This is a genomic window from Candidatus Eremiobacterota bacterium, assembly GCA_031082125.1.
In the GTDB taxonomy this organism is placed as follows: Bacteria; Vulcanimicrobiota; CADAWZ01; order CADAWZ01; family Ess09-12; genus Ess09-12.
In genome coordinates this window covers 48,912-64,610 of record JAVHLM010000019.1, presented here as the reverse complement: position 1 = coordinate 64,610, position 15,699 = coordinate 48,912, and the positions used below count along the sequence as shown (strand labels likewise).

The 15,699-nt window shown below is 54.4% G+C and carries 11 protein-coding genes; 7 read left to right on the top strand and 4 right to left on the bottom strand.

The window, feature by feature from the left end:
* Window positions 1-15 precede the first annotated feature (15 nt).
* The 4 genes from lepB to RDV48_19560 are packed head-to-tail and all read left to right on the top strand — an operon-like array spanning window position 16 to window position 2,596.
* Complete coding sequence (gene lepB / locus RDV48_19575) at window positions 16-624, top strand: signal peptidase I (GenBank protein ID MDQ7825010.1); 609 nt, start codon at window positions 16-18, stop codon at window positions 622-624.
* Window positions 625-636: 12 nt separating this feature from the next.
* Window positions 637-1,485: a ribosome biogenesis GTPase YlqF gene (gene ylqF / locus RDV48_19570; GenBank protein MDQ7825009.1), complete on the top strand. Its 849-nt coding sequence runs from the start codon at window positions 637-639 to the stop codon at window positions 1,483-1,485.
* Window positions 1,475-2,239, top strand: coding sequence for a ribonuclease HII (locus RDV48_19565; GenBank protein ID MDQ7825008.1), 765 nt, complete (start codon window positions 1,475-1,477; stop codon window positions 2,237-2,239). Before ylqF ends, RDV48_19565 begins: the two co-directional genes overlap by 11 nt.
* Before the next feature lie 6 nt (window positions 2,240-2,245).
* On the top strand, window positions 2,246-2,596 hold the full coding sequence (locus RDV48_19560; protein ID MDQ7825007.1) for a YraN family protein: 351 nt from the start codon (window positions 2,246-2,248) through the stop codon (window positions 2,594-2,596).
* Here RDV48_19560 and RDV48_19555 read toward each other — a convergent pair.
* Window positions 2,593-3,198 carry a hypothetical protein gene (locus tag RDV48_19555; protein ID MDQ7825006.1) on the bottom strand — a complete coding sequence of 202 codons (606 nt, stop codon included), beginning with the start codon at window positions 3,196-3,198 and terminating at the stop codon, window positions 2,593-2,595. The two genes, RDV48_19560 and RDV48_19555, sit on opposite strands and share 4 nt — an antisense overlap.
* Before the next feature lie 263 nt (window positions 3,199-3,461).
* Here RDV48_19555 and RDV48_19550 point away from each other — a divergent pair, with 263 nt between their 5' ends.
* Both RDV48_19550 and RDV48_19545 read left to right on the top strand, forming a co-directional pair.
* Window positions 3,462-5,006 carry a YifB family Mg chelatase-like AAA ATPase gene (locus tag RDV48_19550; GenBank protein MDQ7825005.1) on the top strand — a complete coding sequence of 515 codons (1,545 nt, stop codon included), beginning with the start codon at window positions 3,462-3,464 and terminating at the stop codon, window positions 5,004-5,006.
* 260 nt (window positions 5,007-5,266) lie between these two features.
* Window positions 5,267-6,103, top strand: coding sequence for an HD-GYP domain-containing protein (locus RDV48_19545; GenBank protein MDQ7825004.1), 837 nt, complete (start codon window positions 5,267-5,269; stop codon window positions 6,101-6,103).
* 21 nt (window positions 6,104-6,124) lie between these two features.
* On the opposite strand, the gene RDV48_19540 is transcribed toward RDV48_19545, so the two are convergent.
* Entirely contained in the window at window positions 6,125-10,828 is a 4,704-nt protein-coding gene (locus RDV48_19540) for a tetratricopeptide repeat protein (protein ID MDQ7825003.1), read from the bottom strand.
* A 194-nt stretch (window positions 10,829-11,022) separates the two neighbouring features.
* Here RDV48_19540 and RDV48_19535 point away from each other — a divergent pair, with 194 nt between their 5' ends.
* Window positions 11,023-12,033, top strand: coding sequence for a hypothetical protein (locus RDV48_19535; protein ID MDQ7825002.1), 1,011 nt, complete (start codon window positions 11,023-11,025; stop codon window positions 12,031-12,033).
* A gap of 3 nt (window positions 12,034-12,036) precedes the next feature.
* On the opposite strand, the gene RDV48_19530 is transcribed toward RDV48_19535, so the two are convergent.
* Together RDV48_19530 and RDV48_19525 are read right to left on the bottom strand one after the other, a co-directional pair.
* A complete protein-coding gene (locus RDV48_19530) occupies window positions 12,037-13,659 on the bottom strand; it encodes a phospholipase D-like domain-containing protein (GenBank protein ID MDQ7825001.1) in 1,623 nt (540 codons plus the stop codon).
* The gene (locus RDV48_19525) at window positions 13,656-15,677 is read right to left on the bottom strand and encodes a Fic family protein (protein ID MDQ7825000.1); all 2,022 of its coding nucleotides are present in this window, start codon (window positions 15,675-15,677) and stop codon (window positions 13,656-13,658) included. The genes RDV48_19530 and RDV48_19525 overlap by 4 nt, the downstream gene beginning before the upstream one ends.
* Window positions 15,678-15,699: the final 22 nt, after the last annotated feature.

The following is a 15,699-nucleotide window of genomic DNA, read 5'->3' as shown; positions in this document are numbered from 1 at the left end:
GAGGGGGAATAGCGCGTGACGCCAACCCAACTGGCAATCCTTATAGGAATCCTTCTTATCGTAAGGGTGATACTTCATTTCTCAAAGAAGATAAAGATTGAAGAGAAGCGCCGCAAGGTTCTCTATGAATACCTCGATTCAATAATCATCGCGGGGGTGACGGCGCTTGTCCTTATTCACTTTGTGGTGCGGACCTTTTATATTCCCTCTACCTCGATGGTGCCGACTCTTGTCAAGCACGACTATATCATGGTGAATGAGTTCATTTACCGCTTCAAGACGCCGGAGCGGAGGGAAATTGTAGTGTTCCATCCCCCTGAGAGTGCCAACGCGGGAGGCAAGGACTTCATCAAGAGGGTCATTGCCGTTGAGAATGACGAGATAGAGGTGAAAGAGGGAAAGGTATTCATCAATAATGTCGTTCAGGATGAGCCTTTCATCAATGAAGCGCCTGAGTATCTGATGGAGAAGCGCAAGGTCCCCGAGGGGAGCCTTTTCGTGATGGGCGACAACAGGAATAACAGCGATGACAGCCACCGATGGGGCTTTCTTCCCAGGAAAAATGTCGTGGGGAAAGCCTTTCTGATATTCTGGCCCCCCCAGAGAATCAGGGTTCTCAAGTAGGGCCGGCCCGGAGTGAGAGTATCCTGGTTCCCCGGCCACATGAAGAAAGCTCTTAGGGTAGTGAAAGAATCGCTGCCCCTTGTCAATCTTGTCCTCGTGGTGCTTGATGCGCGGATCCCCTCAAGCTCAAGGAACCCTGAGATTGAAGGGATTCTGGCAGGTCGCGAGGTGCTGTTTCTTTTGAACAAGTCTGATCTTGCCTCTCCGCAGGCCACTTCCCGGTGGCTTTCCTATTTCAAGGGAGAAGGCCTTGCCGTCTCGTCGAGGTCCGGTGAGGGTTTCAAGATGCTCAGGAAGATGATTGAAGAGCGGCGGGGAGAGGTGGTGGAATCGCGGAAGAAGCGGGGAAGGCGCGACGAGGAAATCAGGCTTATGGTGATGGGTATCCCCAACGTGGGAAAATCAAGTGTCATCAACAGGCTCTCCGGCAGGAACGTCGTCCGTGTAGGTAAAAACCCCGGCGTCACGAGAGGGCTTCAATGGATTGCCCTTCCTGGTAACGGTGAGCTCCTGGATATCCCCGGCATATTCTATCCCCGTGTGGACAACGAAGAGCATGCCTGGCATCTTGCGGCAGTAGGCACCGTCAGGGAGGAGCTGCTGCCGGTTGATGAGCTCGCCCTGAAAATTCTCTCTTTTCTCTCGGCCGTGCAAGCCCCCTGCCTTAAGGGCATGACGGGCCCGCCTGCTGAGCTGCTGGAACAGATTGGGAGGAAAATGGGGCTGATAGGAAAGGAAGCCTCGGTGGACGCTCACAGGACCGCCCTCTCGGTAATAAAGAGCTTCAGGGAGGGGACATACGGTCCTTTCACCCTTGAAGAGCCCCCTCACGAAAGCCCTGGAGGACCCCATGACGCGTAAGGGTATTTTCTCTCTGCTTGCCGCTCGGTACGATGTGGGGGGGGAATTCCCCGCCGCATCCTCTGAGAAAGGCCCCTGCGGTACTGAGCTGCCGCGGGAATGCCTGGATTTCCTGGAGCGGGAGCGCATCAGGATAAGGGAGCTTCAGGGCTATGAAAGGGGAAAGGGAGGCTGCAGGGTTATTGCAGGCCTTGATGAGTCCGGAAGGGGGCCTCTTGCCGGCCCCGTGGTGGCATCAGCGGTTGTTTTCACCGATGCCCCCTTTATCCCTTTTGTGGACGACTCCAAAAAGCTGCTGGAGGGGGAAAGGCTTCAGCTGTCACGGTGGATCCGCTCCCATGCAGCGGCCGTGGGAATCGGCATCGTCGAGCACTACGAAATAGATTCCCTCAACGTGCACAGGGCTTCTCTCGAAGCCATGGCCCGCGCGGTGAGGGAGCTTCCGCTCATGCCGGACCTGCTCATTGTTGACGGGCTTTTCACCCTTCCCGGTTTCAATGGGGCGCAGCAGGCCGTTGTGAAAGGCGATTCCCTCTCTTTCTCCATAGCCTGCGCATCGATCATGGCAAAGACCACCAGAGATGCCATCATGGAGGGGTATGAGAGGCAGTACCCAGGGTACGGCTTCTCACGCCATAAGGGATATCCCACGGCAGAGCACCTGAGAGCTCTCAGGGAGCGGGGAGTCCTTCCTGTCCACCGCCGCTCCTTCGGCCCGGTGAAGGAATGCCTCCAGGTGAGTCATGGGAGGTGAGTTCCAGTGAAGAGCAGCCATATCAGGAAAGGGAGAGAGGGAGAGGAGAGAGCGCAGCAGTATCTCAGGGGGAAAGGCTACACAATCCTTGAGACAAACTTCCGTGCCCTGAGAAAAGAAATTGACATCATAGCCCGCCTGGGCGAGGAAATGGTCTTCGTTGAGGTAAAGACGAGAAGAACCCGTGATTTCGGCGATCCCACCGAGGCAGTAGACAGGGGCAAACAGAGGAGAATCCGCCAGGCAGCCCTTTCATATCTTCAGCAAAAGAGCCTCCAGGAAGCACCATGCCGCTTTGATGTGATCTCCATCGTGCTCTGCACGGGGGAGCTGGAGCATATCGAGCAAGCCTTCTAGGGAGCTTTCTCATCTCCGGGCTCAGAAGGTGCCGCCGGTGTTGAAACCGGGGCCGTTGCCGATGTGGGTGCTGCTGCCGGTGCTGCTGCCGGTGTTGCTGCCGGTGCTGTTATCGGTGTTGCTGCCGGTGCTGTTATCGGTACTGATGACTCGGGTGATGTCTGAGCCGGTGATGCAGACGATGTCGGTGATGCCGGTGCCTTGGGCAGAGAGGAGGTTCCTGCCGGTTCCGACTGGGAAGGGAGTTCCCTTATCCACCGGGCCAGTGAAGGGACTTTCTCGTCCTTGATGGCCTTGTAGGTAATCCTTACAAGCACCCCCTTGTCAAGCTGAATCCTCCCCATAAGTGATACCTTGGTATGGGCGTTGATCTCAAAATCCATTTCCTTGCCGTTTTCTATCCTTATCTTGATATGATCGCGGGCTAACTCGGTAATGGTTCCCGTGATCCGGTAGCCTTTCCACCAGTAAGGTATCTCATCGGCCTCCTGGACGCTGAAGAAGGCGGTGCTGATGAGAATGCCGAAAAGACAGGCCGCGCAGAGCATCACAACCCCAACAATCCTTTTCGAATCCATCTTGGCTTCCGCTTTTGATTCCATAAATCCCCTCCATAAATAAAAATGCTTTGGGAAGATTTCAGGCTGTTTTCCAGGTTTCAGGTGAGATCAGTGCCCGAGATGAGAGTGCGTATGAATCAGATATTCTTCCTGGGAGATTTTTTTCCTCTTGAGGTCAGGAATCTCCCCTGTGGCGGTGCAAAAATGTAACAGAAAGATGAAGACCGTTAAAAAAATGGAAATGTGACGGCAATATCTCCGGGATATGATTGTCTTGAAAGACTCTGTGATGAAAGGAGAACGCTATGCTTGCCCATATGAGAAGCATGTCGGTGCTTGGTATTGATGCCTTTTCCATAGAAGTGGAAGTGGATATTTCAAAGGGACTCCCCGGGATTACTATCGTGGGGCTCCCCGACAAGTCGGTGAGCGAGTCCAAGGACAGGGTCCGCTCGGCAATAAGAAATGCCGGTTTTGAGTTCCCCTCCCGGAGGATCACGGTGAACCTTGCGCCCTGTGACATAAGAAAGGAGGGGCCTTCCTTCGACATGGCCATTGCCATGGGAATACTTGCAGCCTCGGGCTCCTTGGAATCATTGCACCTTGATGAATTTGTCATTGTGGGGGAGCTCGCTCTTGACGGAACTGTAAGGGATGTGGGCGGTGTGCTTCCCATTGCCATGGAAGTTAAAAAGAATAAGCCTCCCTGCCTTGTGGTGCCGTGGAACAACTTTTCCGAGGCGACCCTTGTGAGCGGCGTCAGGGTGTACCCTGTAAAGACCCTCCGTGAAGCTGTTGAGGTGGTCAGTGCCGGCCCTGCAGGACCAGGGCGTGAAGATGCTCCTTTGCGCTCTCCTGCCGCGGAGCCTGAGGAATCCTATGAGGATTTCTGCGATGTCAAGGGGCACAGGGGAGCGAAAAGAGCGCTTGAAGTCGCTGCGGCAGGGCACCACAACATAGTGATGGTGGGCCCTCCCGGTTCTGGGAAGACCATGCTTGCCCGGCGGTTTTCATCTATTCTGCCTCCGATGAGCTTTGAGGAGGCCATTGAGGTGACAAAGATATACAGTGTCCAGGGGCTCCTTCCCCCAGAAAGGCCTCTGATCACCGAAAGGCCATTCAGGGCTCCCCATAATTCCTCTTCTTATGCGGGTCTTGTCGGAGGCGGGAGAGTCCCCAGGCCAGGCGAGATAAGCTTTGCCCACCACGGTGTGCTCTTTCTTGACGAGCTTCCGGAATTCAGGAGAGATGTCCTTGAGATGCTCCGCCAACCCCTGGAGGATGGGACTGTCGTCATCTCAAGGGCTCATACTTCTGTGACCTATCCCTCATCATTCATGCTGATCGGGTCAATGAATCCCTGTCCCTGCGGGTTCCTTATGGATCCTCTGAGGCGCTGCGAGTGCACGCCTCAGAGGATCCAGAAATACAGGACCAGGATCTCGGGGCCTCTCATGGACAGAATAGACATTCATATCGAGGTGCCGCGTCTCCCCCTGGAAGATCTCGGCCGGAGGCCCTCAGGCGAGGCCTCGAAGGCCATAAGGGAGAGGGTCATGAGGACCAGGCTCATCCAGCAGGAGCGCTTTGGCAGGGGCAGCATTAGGTGGAACGCCCATATGTCGCCTGCGGAAGTGGAACGGTTCTGCCTTGTTGACAGGGAAGGCGGGAACCTTCTGCGCGAAGGCGTTGAGAGGCTTGCCCTCAGTGCCCGTGCCTATACAAGAGTGCTCAAGCTCTCAAGGACCATCGCCGACCTGGAAGGCTCAGGGAGAATTAAAATGCATCATGTCGCCGAAGCCCTTCAATACAGGTCACTTGATCGCCCTTTTTTCATGGAGGGTTTGTAAATTCACATTTTTTTAACAATTTGTTCCGAAAAAATTTACATAGGTTACAAAAAATCAACGAACAGCCACCCGCCATGTAGTTATAATAAAAGCAGGGGTAGCAGGGGATCGGGGACTTTGAAGCGGGAGCGAAAATCGTGAGAGTACCTGATTGGATGCAAGTTCCAGGGTGGGGTACTCAAGCTGGCGGCGTCGGTAGTGGAGCTGGCAGGCAGTACACAACCGGCGATGGCGTGAGAAGTGGAAGCCATGAGCCGGATGTGGTTTCTCATTTTGATGACACCTCCTTGACCAGGGGCTCCCTCAGTGAAGAGCCGAAGTCTCAGAATCAGCAGCAGGCCGACAGAACCCTCCAGATTTTCTCCACTACATGGGACGTGAACCTTCTCAAGCTCATGAATTCCCGGAAGGGCTCCAGTGCCCCTGCAGGTACCGCGGGAGCCGGGAGCGCGGGCAGTGTCACGCCAAAATCCCCTCTCCCTCATGAGCCTCCAAAGACCCGGGAAGGGTCCTCCGGCACCACGAACTCCGTAATATCCCGGTTCAAGGACTCCTCGGCTTCCAGTTATGAGCATTCCGTCCGCGTGGGAGAGATTGCGGGGAAGCTTGCCCGGCAGATGAATTTTGCCTGGAACAGCAAAAGGGCCGGGCAGAATGAGCCCGGGGGCTATTACAAGAAGCTCGGGGTCTACCATGACATCGGGAAATATGCCATACCCTATGAGATCCTTGAAAAGCCGGGAGCCCTCACCGACGAGGAAAAAAGCATGATAAAGGAGCATCCCCGTCTTGGCGAGCAGCTTTTAAAGCATGATCCGGAGTTCAATGACCTCCTCCCTGCTGTGCGCCACCACCATGAGCGGTGGGATGGGAAGGGTTATCCCGACGGCCTGAAAGGAAATGATATACCGGTGGAGGCAAGGATCATATCCATTGCCGATGCCTTTGACGCGATGATATCTGACCGTCCTTACAGGAAGGGCATGTCCAGGGAGCAGGCGGTGGACGAGATAAACCGCTGTGCCGGCTCCCAGTTTGACCCTGAGATGGTGGAGATCTTCACTGCCCTTCTGCAGAGCAGGGGAAAATCTGCGTAATAAAGCCCTTCTTATCCCCTCTTACCGGCCCTTGAGGACCAGATGGAAGAGATCGACGGCAGGAGAGGCAGGAATGGCCCTGTTGAGGGGAAGGGAAAAAGGATCCTCTTCCAGCTCAAGGGGAGCAAGTGTTGCGAGGACATTGCGGGAGGACTCGTAAGCCCCGGACCAGGCCTCAAATTTCACCGGGTCAGCCTTCTGGGCCTGTGAGAGAAGCATGTGGCCCATATGCTCCTTTTCCTCGGCGAGAGCGTAGCGGGCGATAAAGGCCTCAAAAAATGATGGATTCAGTGCAATGGCTCTGTCGAGAGCTTTTTTTGCTTCAGTGTGGCTGTTGGTGAGAAGGGCAAGAAGGGCCTTGTCATACCATATTACCGGGTGCTTGTTCTCAATCTTTGAAGCCTTTTCAAAGCTCTGGCTGCATGTTTCATAGTTTTTGAGCTGGAATTCCAGGAGACCTCTCAGAACCCAGCATGTGGCGAGATGGGGAGAGTGGGATACGGCATTTTCGGCGCTCCTGATCGCCTCCTTGATATTCCCGAGCTTCCAGTGGCAGCGGGAATGGGTAAGCCATCCATGGACCGTCTTTTCAAGGTAGAGGGACCGCCCGGCCATTTCAAGAGCTTCACGGTATTTTCCGGTGTGGTAAAGGAATGCTGCCTTGTTGGCCCAGGCGGCGGCTCCCTTGCTCCCGGAGCTGAGGGCCTTTTCCCAGCACTTTTCTGACTCCTGCTGCTTTTTCAGGTGGAAATAAGTGGCACCGAGATAATGCCAGATTTCCCTGTCAAAGGGATTGAGTTCCTGGGCTTTTATAAAATAGAGAAGGGCCTCGGCATAATTTCTCATGAGGTAGAAGGTGATGCCTTTCCCAAGGCTTATCTCGTAATCCAGCGGAAAAGCCACGATGATCCCGTCAAAGAGGGCCAGGGCCTTATGATAATTCTGGGCCCTCAGGTAGAGAAAGCCCAGGCACTTTGCCACGGGAAGGTAGTAAGGATCGGAGAGGTACACACCTGTGATCTCCGCGATGGCGTCGTTCAGCCTCTGTTGATCGGCCAGAATCCGGGCTCTCAGCATTTTAAAAGATATAAGCATCTCGTCGGGAAGTTCTATCCCGCTGCAGTAATCAAAAAACTCGGAGTACTTCCCTAAAGCTGCGATGATTTCAGCCTTCTTCAGGGCAAGGAGGGGAGAAATCCCCTTTCCTGCGAGAAGCTCTTCCACCATATCGAGAGCCTCTTCAGGCATTCCTCTTTTCAGGTAAAGGTCCGCCACGAAAAAGCCTGCCAGATCCTGAGTCTCCTCCTGTTCGAGAAGAAGCTCGTAATATTCCTGTGCCTGCTGGGGAAAGCTCAGGGCCTCGTGGCAACGGCCTATCCCTGTGAGCGTGGTCCTGTCGCTGCGGTCGGCTTCAAGGGCCTCCATGAAGGATTTCATGGAAGAGCTGTAATTCCCCAGGGAATAGTGGAGAAGCCCCTTCATATGGCAAAGCTCTTTCCCCTGGGGACTCCAGGGCATGAAGCTGTTTTTTATCAGGAAGGAGGCAATGATATCGAGCTTCTGACGGTAGTCATTTTCGTAGAGATAGGCGAAATATTCCTTCCATGGAGTCGAATCCTTCGATGATGCGGCAATCCATTTGTGGAAGGTATATTCCACAAAGTTCGGATCAAGGCTTCTCGTAGTCTTGAGGCGCTCTTTCCAGTATCCAATTGAAAGGGGAAACTGGGATATGAAATCTTCATAATAAGGCTGAGCTTTTTCAGGCGAGCCTTGAAGGTCGTAGGCTTTGCCTGTGAAGAATCGGCAGCACTTGAGTCGCGGATCCTTCTGATAAGCCTCTTTAAGAAGCTCTGCCGCCTCCTGTGCCTCGTAGCGCCGAAGCTTTTCAAGGCCCCTTATCAGAAGCTCCTCGGCTGAGCGCTCATCCAGTGCTGATTTTTTGAAGAAAGAGCCGATTAAGCCTCCTTTTTTCACCGGAACATTTCTATTGCTCACCTGCCTCTCCTCGATAAGGTTCCTGAGCATGGTTATCTGGTGGGAGAACTGGTCGTTGCCGATAAGAGGTGCGAGGCTCTTGAGACACTTTTCGTCGTCTCCCGCAATAAAGGCAAGGGAGGCTTTCAGGGAGCTCCTGAGGGGGCTCTCATCTTCGCCATCTTCTATCACTCCGCCCGCCTCGTCGAGGTTGCAGTAGATGCAGAGAAGGCTGTTGAGATCGCTGAAGCTCCTCGGAATGACGAGGAGTGAGCGGATTCTCCTTGAAAAAGATTGCTGCTCTTCAATGAAAAGGGTCAATGAATTCATTATGGAGGCCCCATCCTGGTTATCCGGCTCGGACTCCATCACTATCTCAGTGAGGGCAAGGGCCTCCTCGTAAGAGGCGAAGTGGAAGAGGAGCTCGGCTCTCTTCAGGAGCAGTCTGGTGCTGTCAGGCTCCACCTCAATGGCACTGTCCAGGATCTGGAGGGCCTCTTCGCTGCGGGCGAGCTCCTGAAGAAGGCTGATGCTGGAAAAAAAGGCATCCATGTTGTCCGGCTGGATTCTTATGGCGTTGTTCCAGGCTTCCATGGCCTTCTCGGAGTCGTCCATGTCTCTCCTGCATTTTCCGATAAGGACCCAGGCGTCAGCTGACTCCTGGTCCAGTGCAAGCACTTTTTCCGCGGCGCTCAGGGCCTCCTGGAAGTGACCCAGGTGAAAGAGGGCCACTCCCCTCTGATACCAGGCCTCCTTGAAGCGGGGATTGATCCTGAGGGCCTCATTGTTGCATTCAAGGGCCTCCTCATTCCTGTGGAGCAGGATGAGAAGCCTCCCTTTTTCATTCCATATCTCCGATGCGCGCGGGTACTGCGCAAGAGCCTCATTATAGCAGAGGATGGCTTCGTCGATTTTTCCCATCTCGGCAAGGAGCGCTCCCTTTCTCCCCAGGATGGGCGCCTTGTCGTCAGTGAGGTTAAGGGCGTGCTCAAAGCACTCGAATGCTTTATCCCTGCCGCCAAGCTTCCAGTGGGCCTCGCCGCACTGGAGCCAGAGCTCCCAGTTCCTCTCGTCGCGCCTCATGCCGTCCTCTATGCAGGCGAGGGATTCCCTTATCCGGCCCATCGCTATCAGCGAAGAGCTTTTGAATATATAGGCCCTGAGGGAGCTCTCATTGATATGAAGTGCCTGATCGAAAGTGATAAGGGCTTCCCTGTGGCGGCCAAGTGAGGCGAGGGAGATGCCCTTGTTCACCCAGTCATCCTCGGTAAAGACCGTCTCGTTCCGCAATACCTCGTAATCTGCCCCGGCGGTTTCACGGTAAATGCTTTCAAGCTCCACCTTTATCTCTGAGAAATCGCTGTACCTTCTGTCGGGATTTTTCTCCAGGCACTTCAGGGTAAGGGTTGCAAGGCTTTCAGGGATCTTATCGTTGAATTCCAGGGGATTCCGGGGAGTAAGGTTCTTCTGGTTGGAAATTACTTCCAGGGGGTCTTCGCTGAAGAAAGGATTCGTTCCGGTGAGCATTATGTAAAGAAGCACACCGAAAGAGTAAATGTCGGTCTTGCGGTTCTGCGTCTTGAGGGAGCTGAAGAGCTCGGGGGCCATGAAGGGGAGGGTTCCCACCATTGCCGTGGAGGTGGTGGTGGTCCTCTTTCTTTTCTCCTTTATCTGGAAGCTTATGAGATCGGCATCGGTGCCCGTTTCGTCAAAGATCTTTCCGAGGCCGAAGTCGCTTATCTTGAGGAGGCCCTCCCTGGTGATGAGGCAGTTGGAGGGCTTGATATCGCGGTGGATAAGGCCCAGCTTTTTAAAGGCATAGTGCATGCCCTCGCAGAACTGGATGGCAAACTTCAGGCTCTGCTCCACGGACAGGGGTGATTCTCTGGTAAGCTTCTCAAGATCTGTTCCCTGGATGTATTCAAGAAATATGTGAGGCTTCCCGTCTATCACCTTGACCAGCTCGGCCTGCACGATGTTGATATGCCTGTCAAGCTTGATCCAGATTTCCGCCTCCTTGATGAACTGCTTGACGATTCTCTCGTCCCAGAGGTAGCGCTCCTGGAAGGTTTTGATGGCGAGGAACCTCACGTTTTCGGGATCAAAGACGATATAAACCGTTCCCATGCCGCCTCTTTTCACTTCCTGCACCGTGAATCTTCCGTCAAGCACCATGTCGCCTTCATTCCACTCCTGGCGCTCCCTGGTGGTGACTGCTTTCTTGTTAAGGCTGTCATCCTGGACTTCAAGGAGGGTTGCGCCCTTCATCTCCTCTTCTGACACTGTTTGTATGATCCTGGTGCAGTAATCAGAGATTTCTTTCAGGGTGGCAAAAGAGGGGAGCAGGAAGATATTGCCCCGGAGGTAGCCGATAAGAGGCTTATCTATGTAAGCCTTGGTGAGACGTGCACAGAGCACGGCGAGCATTCTCTGAAAACCAATCTCCCTTGCCTTGCGGGGTTCACGGGAAAGGGTCCCATGGCCGTGGGATTTTGCCTTGTAGGCGCTGAAATACTTCGTCGAGGCGATGTTGCCGTCTATGTAGTAAATCCTGTCCGTCTCCTGGGATATGAGAATGAAAAGGGGATAGGGGATGTTCTTCTTCTTCAGAATCACGCTGAAACAATACCTCAGGGAGTCCCATGGGAAGAAGCGCTCGCCGTAATCGCCTATGAAAAGAAGACCGCTCTCCTCAAGGCTGAAATCGACACACCTGACGAATTTGAGATGTTCAATTATGTCGCTCATGGTGCAATGTTCTGGAAAAACCTGCAGCAGGAATTAAGTATCCATTACCCAGGTATAATTTACTATAATGGCGTTAATTATACTCTTGAGTATAGCACAAAATTGCCCCTTGTGAAAGGGGAGGGCCCCTCTGGAGGATTGTGCCCCAATGTGCGGAATCAATATGAGAGGAAAGAACTGACGGGAGGACAACCATGGCAAAGGCATGTTTCAGGAGGAGATTCCAGATTATCGCGGCGGTGTCCCTTGTGCTGCTCGTCCTCACAGGGGTATCAATCCTTGCACAGATTGATCTTTCGGAGGCCATCCTGGATTTTGGCGTGGTGACGAGGCCCAGGAACAAGACCTTTGCTCTTACGATCACCAACCATTCCACGTCGCCCTTCCTGGGGAGCGTTGACATCGAGAAAGGCTGGCTCACTGCTGATTCCAAGGATCTCTCCCTTGCCTCGGGCAAGAGCAAAGAGGTGAAATTCACGCTGGACAGCAACGCCCTTATTCCGGGAGATTATGAAACGCGGATCTCTTTCAGGGATCTCATGGGCACCCCGAAGGCCGAGATTACGGCAAAATGCATCATCATCCAGGGGAAAAACGATCCCATCCTGAAGATAAGGACCAAGGCCATCGATTTCAAGGAAGTGGAGCGTGGCGCCCAGCCCAGAGAACTGGTCTATTTTGAGAACCCGGGCTCGGGAATGCTTGAGATAAAGATAATCTACCCCCAGTGGATGAAGGGCGAGGAGCAGCTCGAGGTGCATTTCTCCTCGCCCCGGCCTGTCAATATGTGGGCCTTTACCCATGAGTTCTTTCCCGGCGAGTACACCGGCGAGGTAAAAGTGGAGTCCAACGGCGGCAGTGAGACCATTCCCGTGGCCATCAAGGTAAAGCCCCGAAGCGACGATCCCATCATAGGCTTTGACCCCAAGGAAGTGGACTTCGGGACCGTGAAAAAGGGGAAAAAGGGCCGCGTCAAGGTGAAGATTCAGAACAAGGGGAAGGGCCGCCTCTCGGGGGCCATCATCTATCCCGAGTGGATTGAAGGCGACGACGAAATCAAGGAGATCGAGAAGGAGAAAGAGGTGCTCTTTGTCGCCGATGCCGGCAAGCTTCCCCTGGGCCTCACCAGGGACACCGTGAGGATCACCAGCAAGGATGCGGGTCTCGCCGATATCCCCGTCAAGATCTACGTGAAATCCCGCTAGGCCCTAGACCCAGACTTCACTCCCCCTGCGGATGCGGAACTTTTTCAGCATCAGGAACAGCTCGCCGATATACTCGCGGGCAAGGTTCCCGTCCCTGATGACGGAAAAGACCTCGTCAGAGTAAAGGCTCGCAGAGTACCAGTTCGTCGATTCGGCGATGACAGTCTCCTCGTCAAAGACGGCGAATTTGTGGTGAAGGGGCGAATAGGGCGAGTCTTGATAATAGAGGAGAAGCACCTCTATCCCCTGCTCCAGCAGATGCTGGATAACGGGTTTCAAGGGCCTTACCGATTCACCGTCTTCGGGGAGAGGGAGCTCCTGTTCTGCCCTGTAACCGTTCAGAAGGATCACGAGATACACGCCCCTCCGGTGAGCCTCGGTGAGGGCCTCGACAAGGTTCACCCCCCGCGAGTGGGGGCCTTTGAGAGTGAAGTCTCCGAGGTCAAACATGGCAATAAATATGGAGGTCTGTGCCCTGTAGATCTCATGGGCCAGGGCATCACAGGGCGAGATGAGGGTGCCGTCATGCACGTGTGAGACTCCAAGGGTGTAGTAGAGGTTGTACCAGTCGTTCAGCGTAATGGCAAGGTTTTTGACCACCGCTCCCTTGACAGCCTGGTACACGTGCTCATAGAGGAGGCTCACGGGCGGCGAGTAATAGAAGATGCCGTTTTCCCAGTTTCCTCCCCAGCGGTGGAAGTCCAGGTTATAGGAGGCCGACATGACGGCCTGCCCGTCAAAAAGCATGATTTTCGTGTGCATGCTGGCAATGCCCTCATGGGGCGAATAGGGCGTGTTTCTTACCACGCCGTACACAGGGATCCCTCCACGACGCAGCCTTGCCACATCCCACGACCAGTCGGCTGAGCTCACCTGCTCCCACCCGCCCAGGCACTCAACCTCCACACCCTGGGAGTGGAGGTGAAGCAGGTGGTTGGCAATGTGCTCATTCTCAAAGTTGAATATGGCAAGATGCACGTAGTGCCTGCCATGGGGGTCCCTGTGCTTCGCCTCCAGCACTCTGTCAAGCATGGCATGGATCTCCCCTGCAGGGTGCCCCGGCGCCCCCGGATCACCCCTCGTGAAGAAGGGCTTCATGGGCACATTCTGCCTTTCGGTGCGTATTGAGTGGAGGGCATTCTGAAGCGCATGGGAGCTTATGTCCTCTACGTAATAGGAGCTTCTGCGCTTGAAATGCTCTTCGTGGAAATCCCCCTGCTCCACGTAAGCCCTGAAAAAATCCTCTCGGCGGGCAAATTTGTATTCATACTCCGAAGGGATGGCCCGCCCATCCTTATGGAGCAGGTAGGAAAAGGTGACGATGTTGACAGCGCCATGGAGGCTCTCGTAAGGAAAAAGCACGAGCTGATGGGTCTGCCATTTTTCATGCTCTTGACCCCATGGCTCGACAAAATAGGCCCTCATGAGATAATACTCAATGGTGTTATCCTCCCTGTAAAGTGAGAGCCTTATCACCAGTGACTTGGAGGGGCCGTAGTTTCTGACCCTGAAGCCTATTCCCCCGTTGAAGTGCCAGAGTTCCATGCCGTGGATGTTCTGCACCTTTCTGGGCTCTTCTATCCATTTGTAGGCCGGCATGGCAGAATGTTCAGCGGTTTCGCTCATAGGGGCCTCTCAGTGAAGAAGGTGGAGCCGACAAGGTAGGCGGTGGCAGGGAGAAATGCCTGGATGCAGTGATGGACCGCCAGCAGGTTGTCCCCGTCGGCAGGGTCTTCCCTTCCCGTGAGATGGTGCTTCCCGATCAGATGGAGGAGCTGGGGAATGAATACTGTCTTGAGGATTTCGGCGATATCGCTGTTTTCCATGAGAGCCCGGGCCCTGTGGAGTGCCATTTCTTCAGGATCATGGAGGCGGTAGCCGTCGATCACCTCGCAGGAGCGCCATTCAAGCCTGTCCCTCGCGGCGCGCAGCGGGGCAAGCTCCTCGTCATTCAGGGCCCGGGTATCACCCAGAAGGGCCGCTATATGGCTGCCCACGATCTTCATAAGGTGGGAGCGGTCCATACGGTAGCGATAGTTGAGATCCTTGTTGAGAAAACCAAGGTCTTCGGGGGGGCACGCCAGGGAGATTTCCAGGAAATCATATGAGGCAAGATGCCATCCAAGCTCAATGAAGCATGTCGCGCCGAAGTAAGGGATGTCATTGGCATCCTTCCCGCGGAACCACCACACCCTCAGGGGCTGCTCCGCCTCGTGCTCCCATTCGGGGGAGCCTTCCCTTGTGAACCCGTAATAGATGATGAGCGACGGGATGAGGTCCTCACGGGGGACGGCTATGCGGCATTGATTGATATAGTGCTGCCAGAGGTGATGGGAGCGGTCCAGGACATAGACCTTGAAATCCACCTCAATGAGCGGGAAGATGCCGTTCAGGTGCCTGAAATAGAAGCCGGCGTCAAAGTTGACGCCAAAGAAGTGCTTTTCAAGGTTCCCGAAGTGTACCAGCTTCTCTCTTTCAAAAAAGTAATGCTCGAGCGAAGAGGCGATTCTGCGGTGGAAATAGTGCTGCATTTCCAGTATGCTGCCGCCGTAACGGGGAAGCGAGATTACCTCGTCATGCATGTGGAAGATGATGGGCGGAAGGCCCCGCCTCAGCATGAGGTGGTTCACGAGGCACTTTGCCGTTCTCCCGTTGCTGTCCAGAAATGGGTGGATCCCGATGAGGAGGTAGTAGAGCCTGGCAAGGCTGTAGGTGAACCTGTTGAAGTTCTCGATGTCCCAGTCTACCTTGCCGAGGAACTCTGAAAGCTCCTCAAGGCCTTTCTGGAAGTTTCCAAATTCGAAAGTGAGGCCGCTGCGGTCCTCGAAGTCCTCCCCGCGGAACTCGCCTGCCCTCCATGTGTGGGAATGATCAAGGTCCCGCGTGAGAAAAAAGTGGATTTTTCTTATCCAGTCCAGGTCTATCCTGATCTCATGGCCGATGGTGTCGTAGAGATAGCCGAAGAGCTCCCTCAGGTTCCTGGAGGCTATATACTTGAGGTGCTGCGGTGTGTCCACGTTCACGGCGCCGATTGAGCCCTCCATGATGGTGCTCGATTCCTCGGTGAGCTCAAGGAACATCCTGTTGAGAAGGGCCATGTGGGCATGGGGCGGTGTCTCTTTTGCCATCCTCAGGAAGAGGTCAATGGGGAGCCTCGGCGCAGGCTTCGCCGCAGCGGGAGTCTCCGAGGCGGGGTCTTTACCCAGCTTTTTACAGAGCTCCCTGATGATATACGAAGAGTTCCTGTTTCGCTCCTGGGCCTGAGGGAGATAGATTGAGGCCCGTACTTTCCCGATGGGCACCGAAAAGGTATAGAGAAGGCCCTGGAGCCGCCACTTGAGCTCCTTCATCTGGAAGGAGGTCATATCCTTTGCCAGGTCAATGCTCACACCGTACCCTTTTTTTGAAAGGCTCTCAATGACCTTTTTTCTGGAGACCACCTCCTCCTGGCTCTGTGTGAAGAGCTCGTTGTTGTAATGCCATTTCTTGTAGTAATTGAGGAGGTCCCCGAGGCTCTCCGGCACCCCGCAGTGCTCAAGCTCATAGAGCTCCCTTCCTATGTGGGAAAAATTTCTCTCGAGCGTTTCGTGGATTCTCTGGCAGTTGTGGTCCCATTCATAGACCGGCGCGGTCCTTGTGTTCATTCCCTCTCCCCCCTTTCCCGGA

What these genes read in the sequence shown, in the direction of transcription:
- RDV48_19565 (MDQ7825008.1), top strand. Translation starts at nt 1,475, where the DNA reads ATGACGCGTAAGGGTATTTTCTCTCTGCTTGCCGCTCGGTACGATGTG.
- RDV48_19555 (MDQ7825006.1), bottom strand. Translation starts at nt 3,198, where the DNA reads ATGGAATCAAAAGCGGAAGCCAAGATGGATTCGAAAAGGATTGTTGGG.
- RDV48_19550 (MDQ7825005.1), top strand. Translation starts at nt 3,462, where the DNA reads ATGCTTGCCCATATGAGAAGCATGTCGGTGCTTGGTATTGATGCCTTT.
- RDV48_19540 (MDQ7825003.1), bottom strand. Translation starts at nt 10,828, where the DNA reads ATGAGCGACATAATTGAACATCTCAAATTCGTCAGGTGTGTCGATTTC.
- RDV48_19535 (MDQ7825002.1), top strand. Translation starts at nt 11,023, where the DNA reads ATGGCAAAGGCATGTTTCAGGAGGAGATTCCAGATTATCGCGGCGGTG.
- RDV48_19530 (MDQ7825001.1), bottom strand. Translation starts at nt 13,659, where the DNA reads ATGAGCGAAACCGCTGAACATTCTGCCATGCCGGCCTACAAATGGATA.
- RDV48_19525 (MDQ7825000.1), bottom strand. Translation starts at nt 15,677, where the DNA reads ATGAACACAAGGACCGCGCCGGTCTATGAATGGGACCACAACTGCCAG.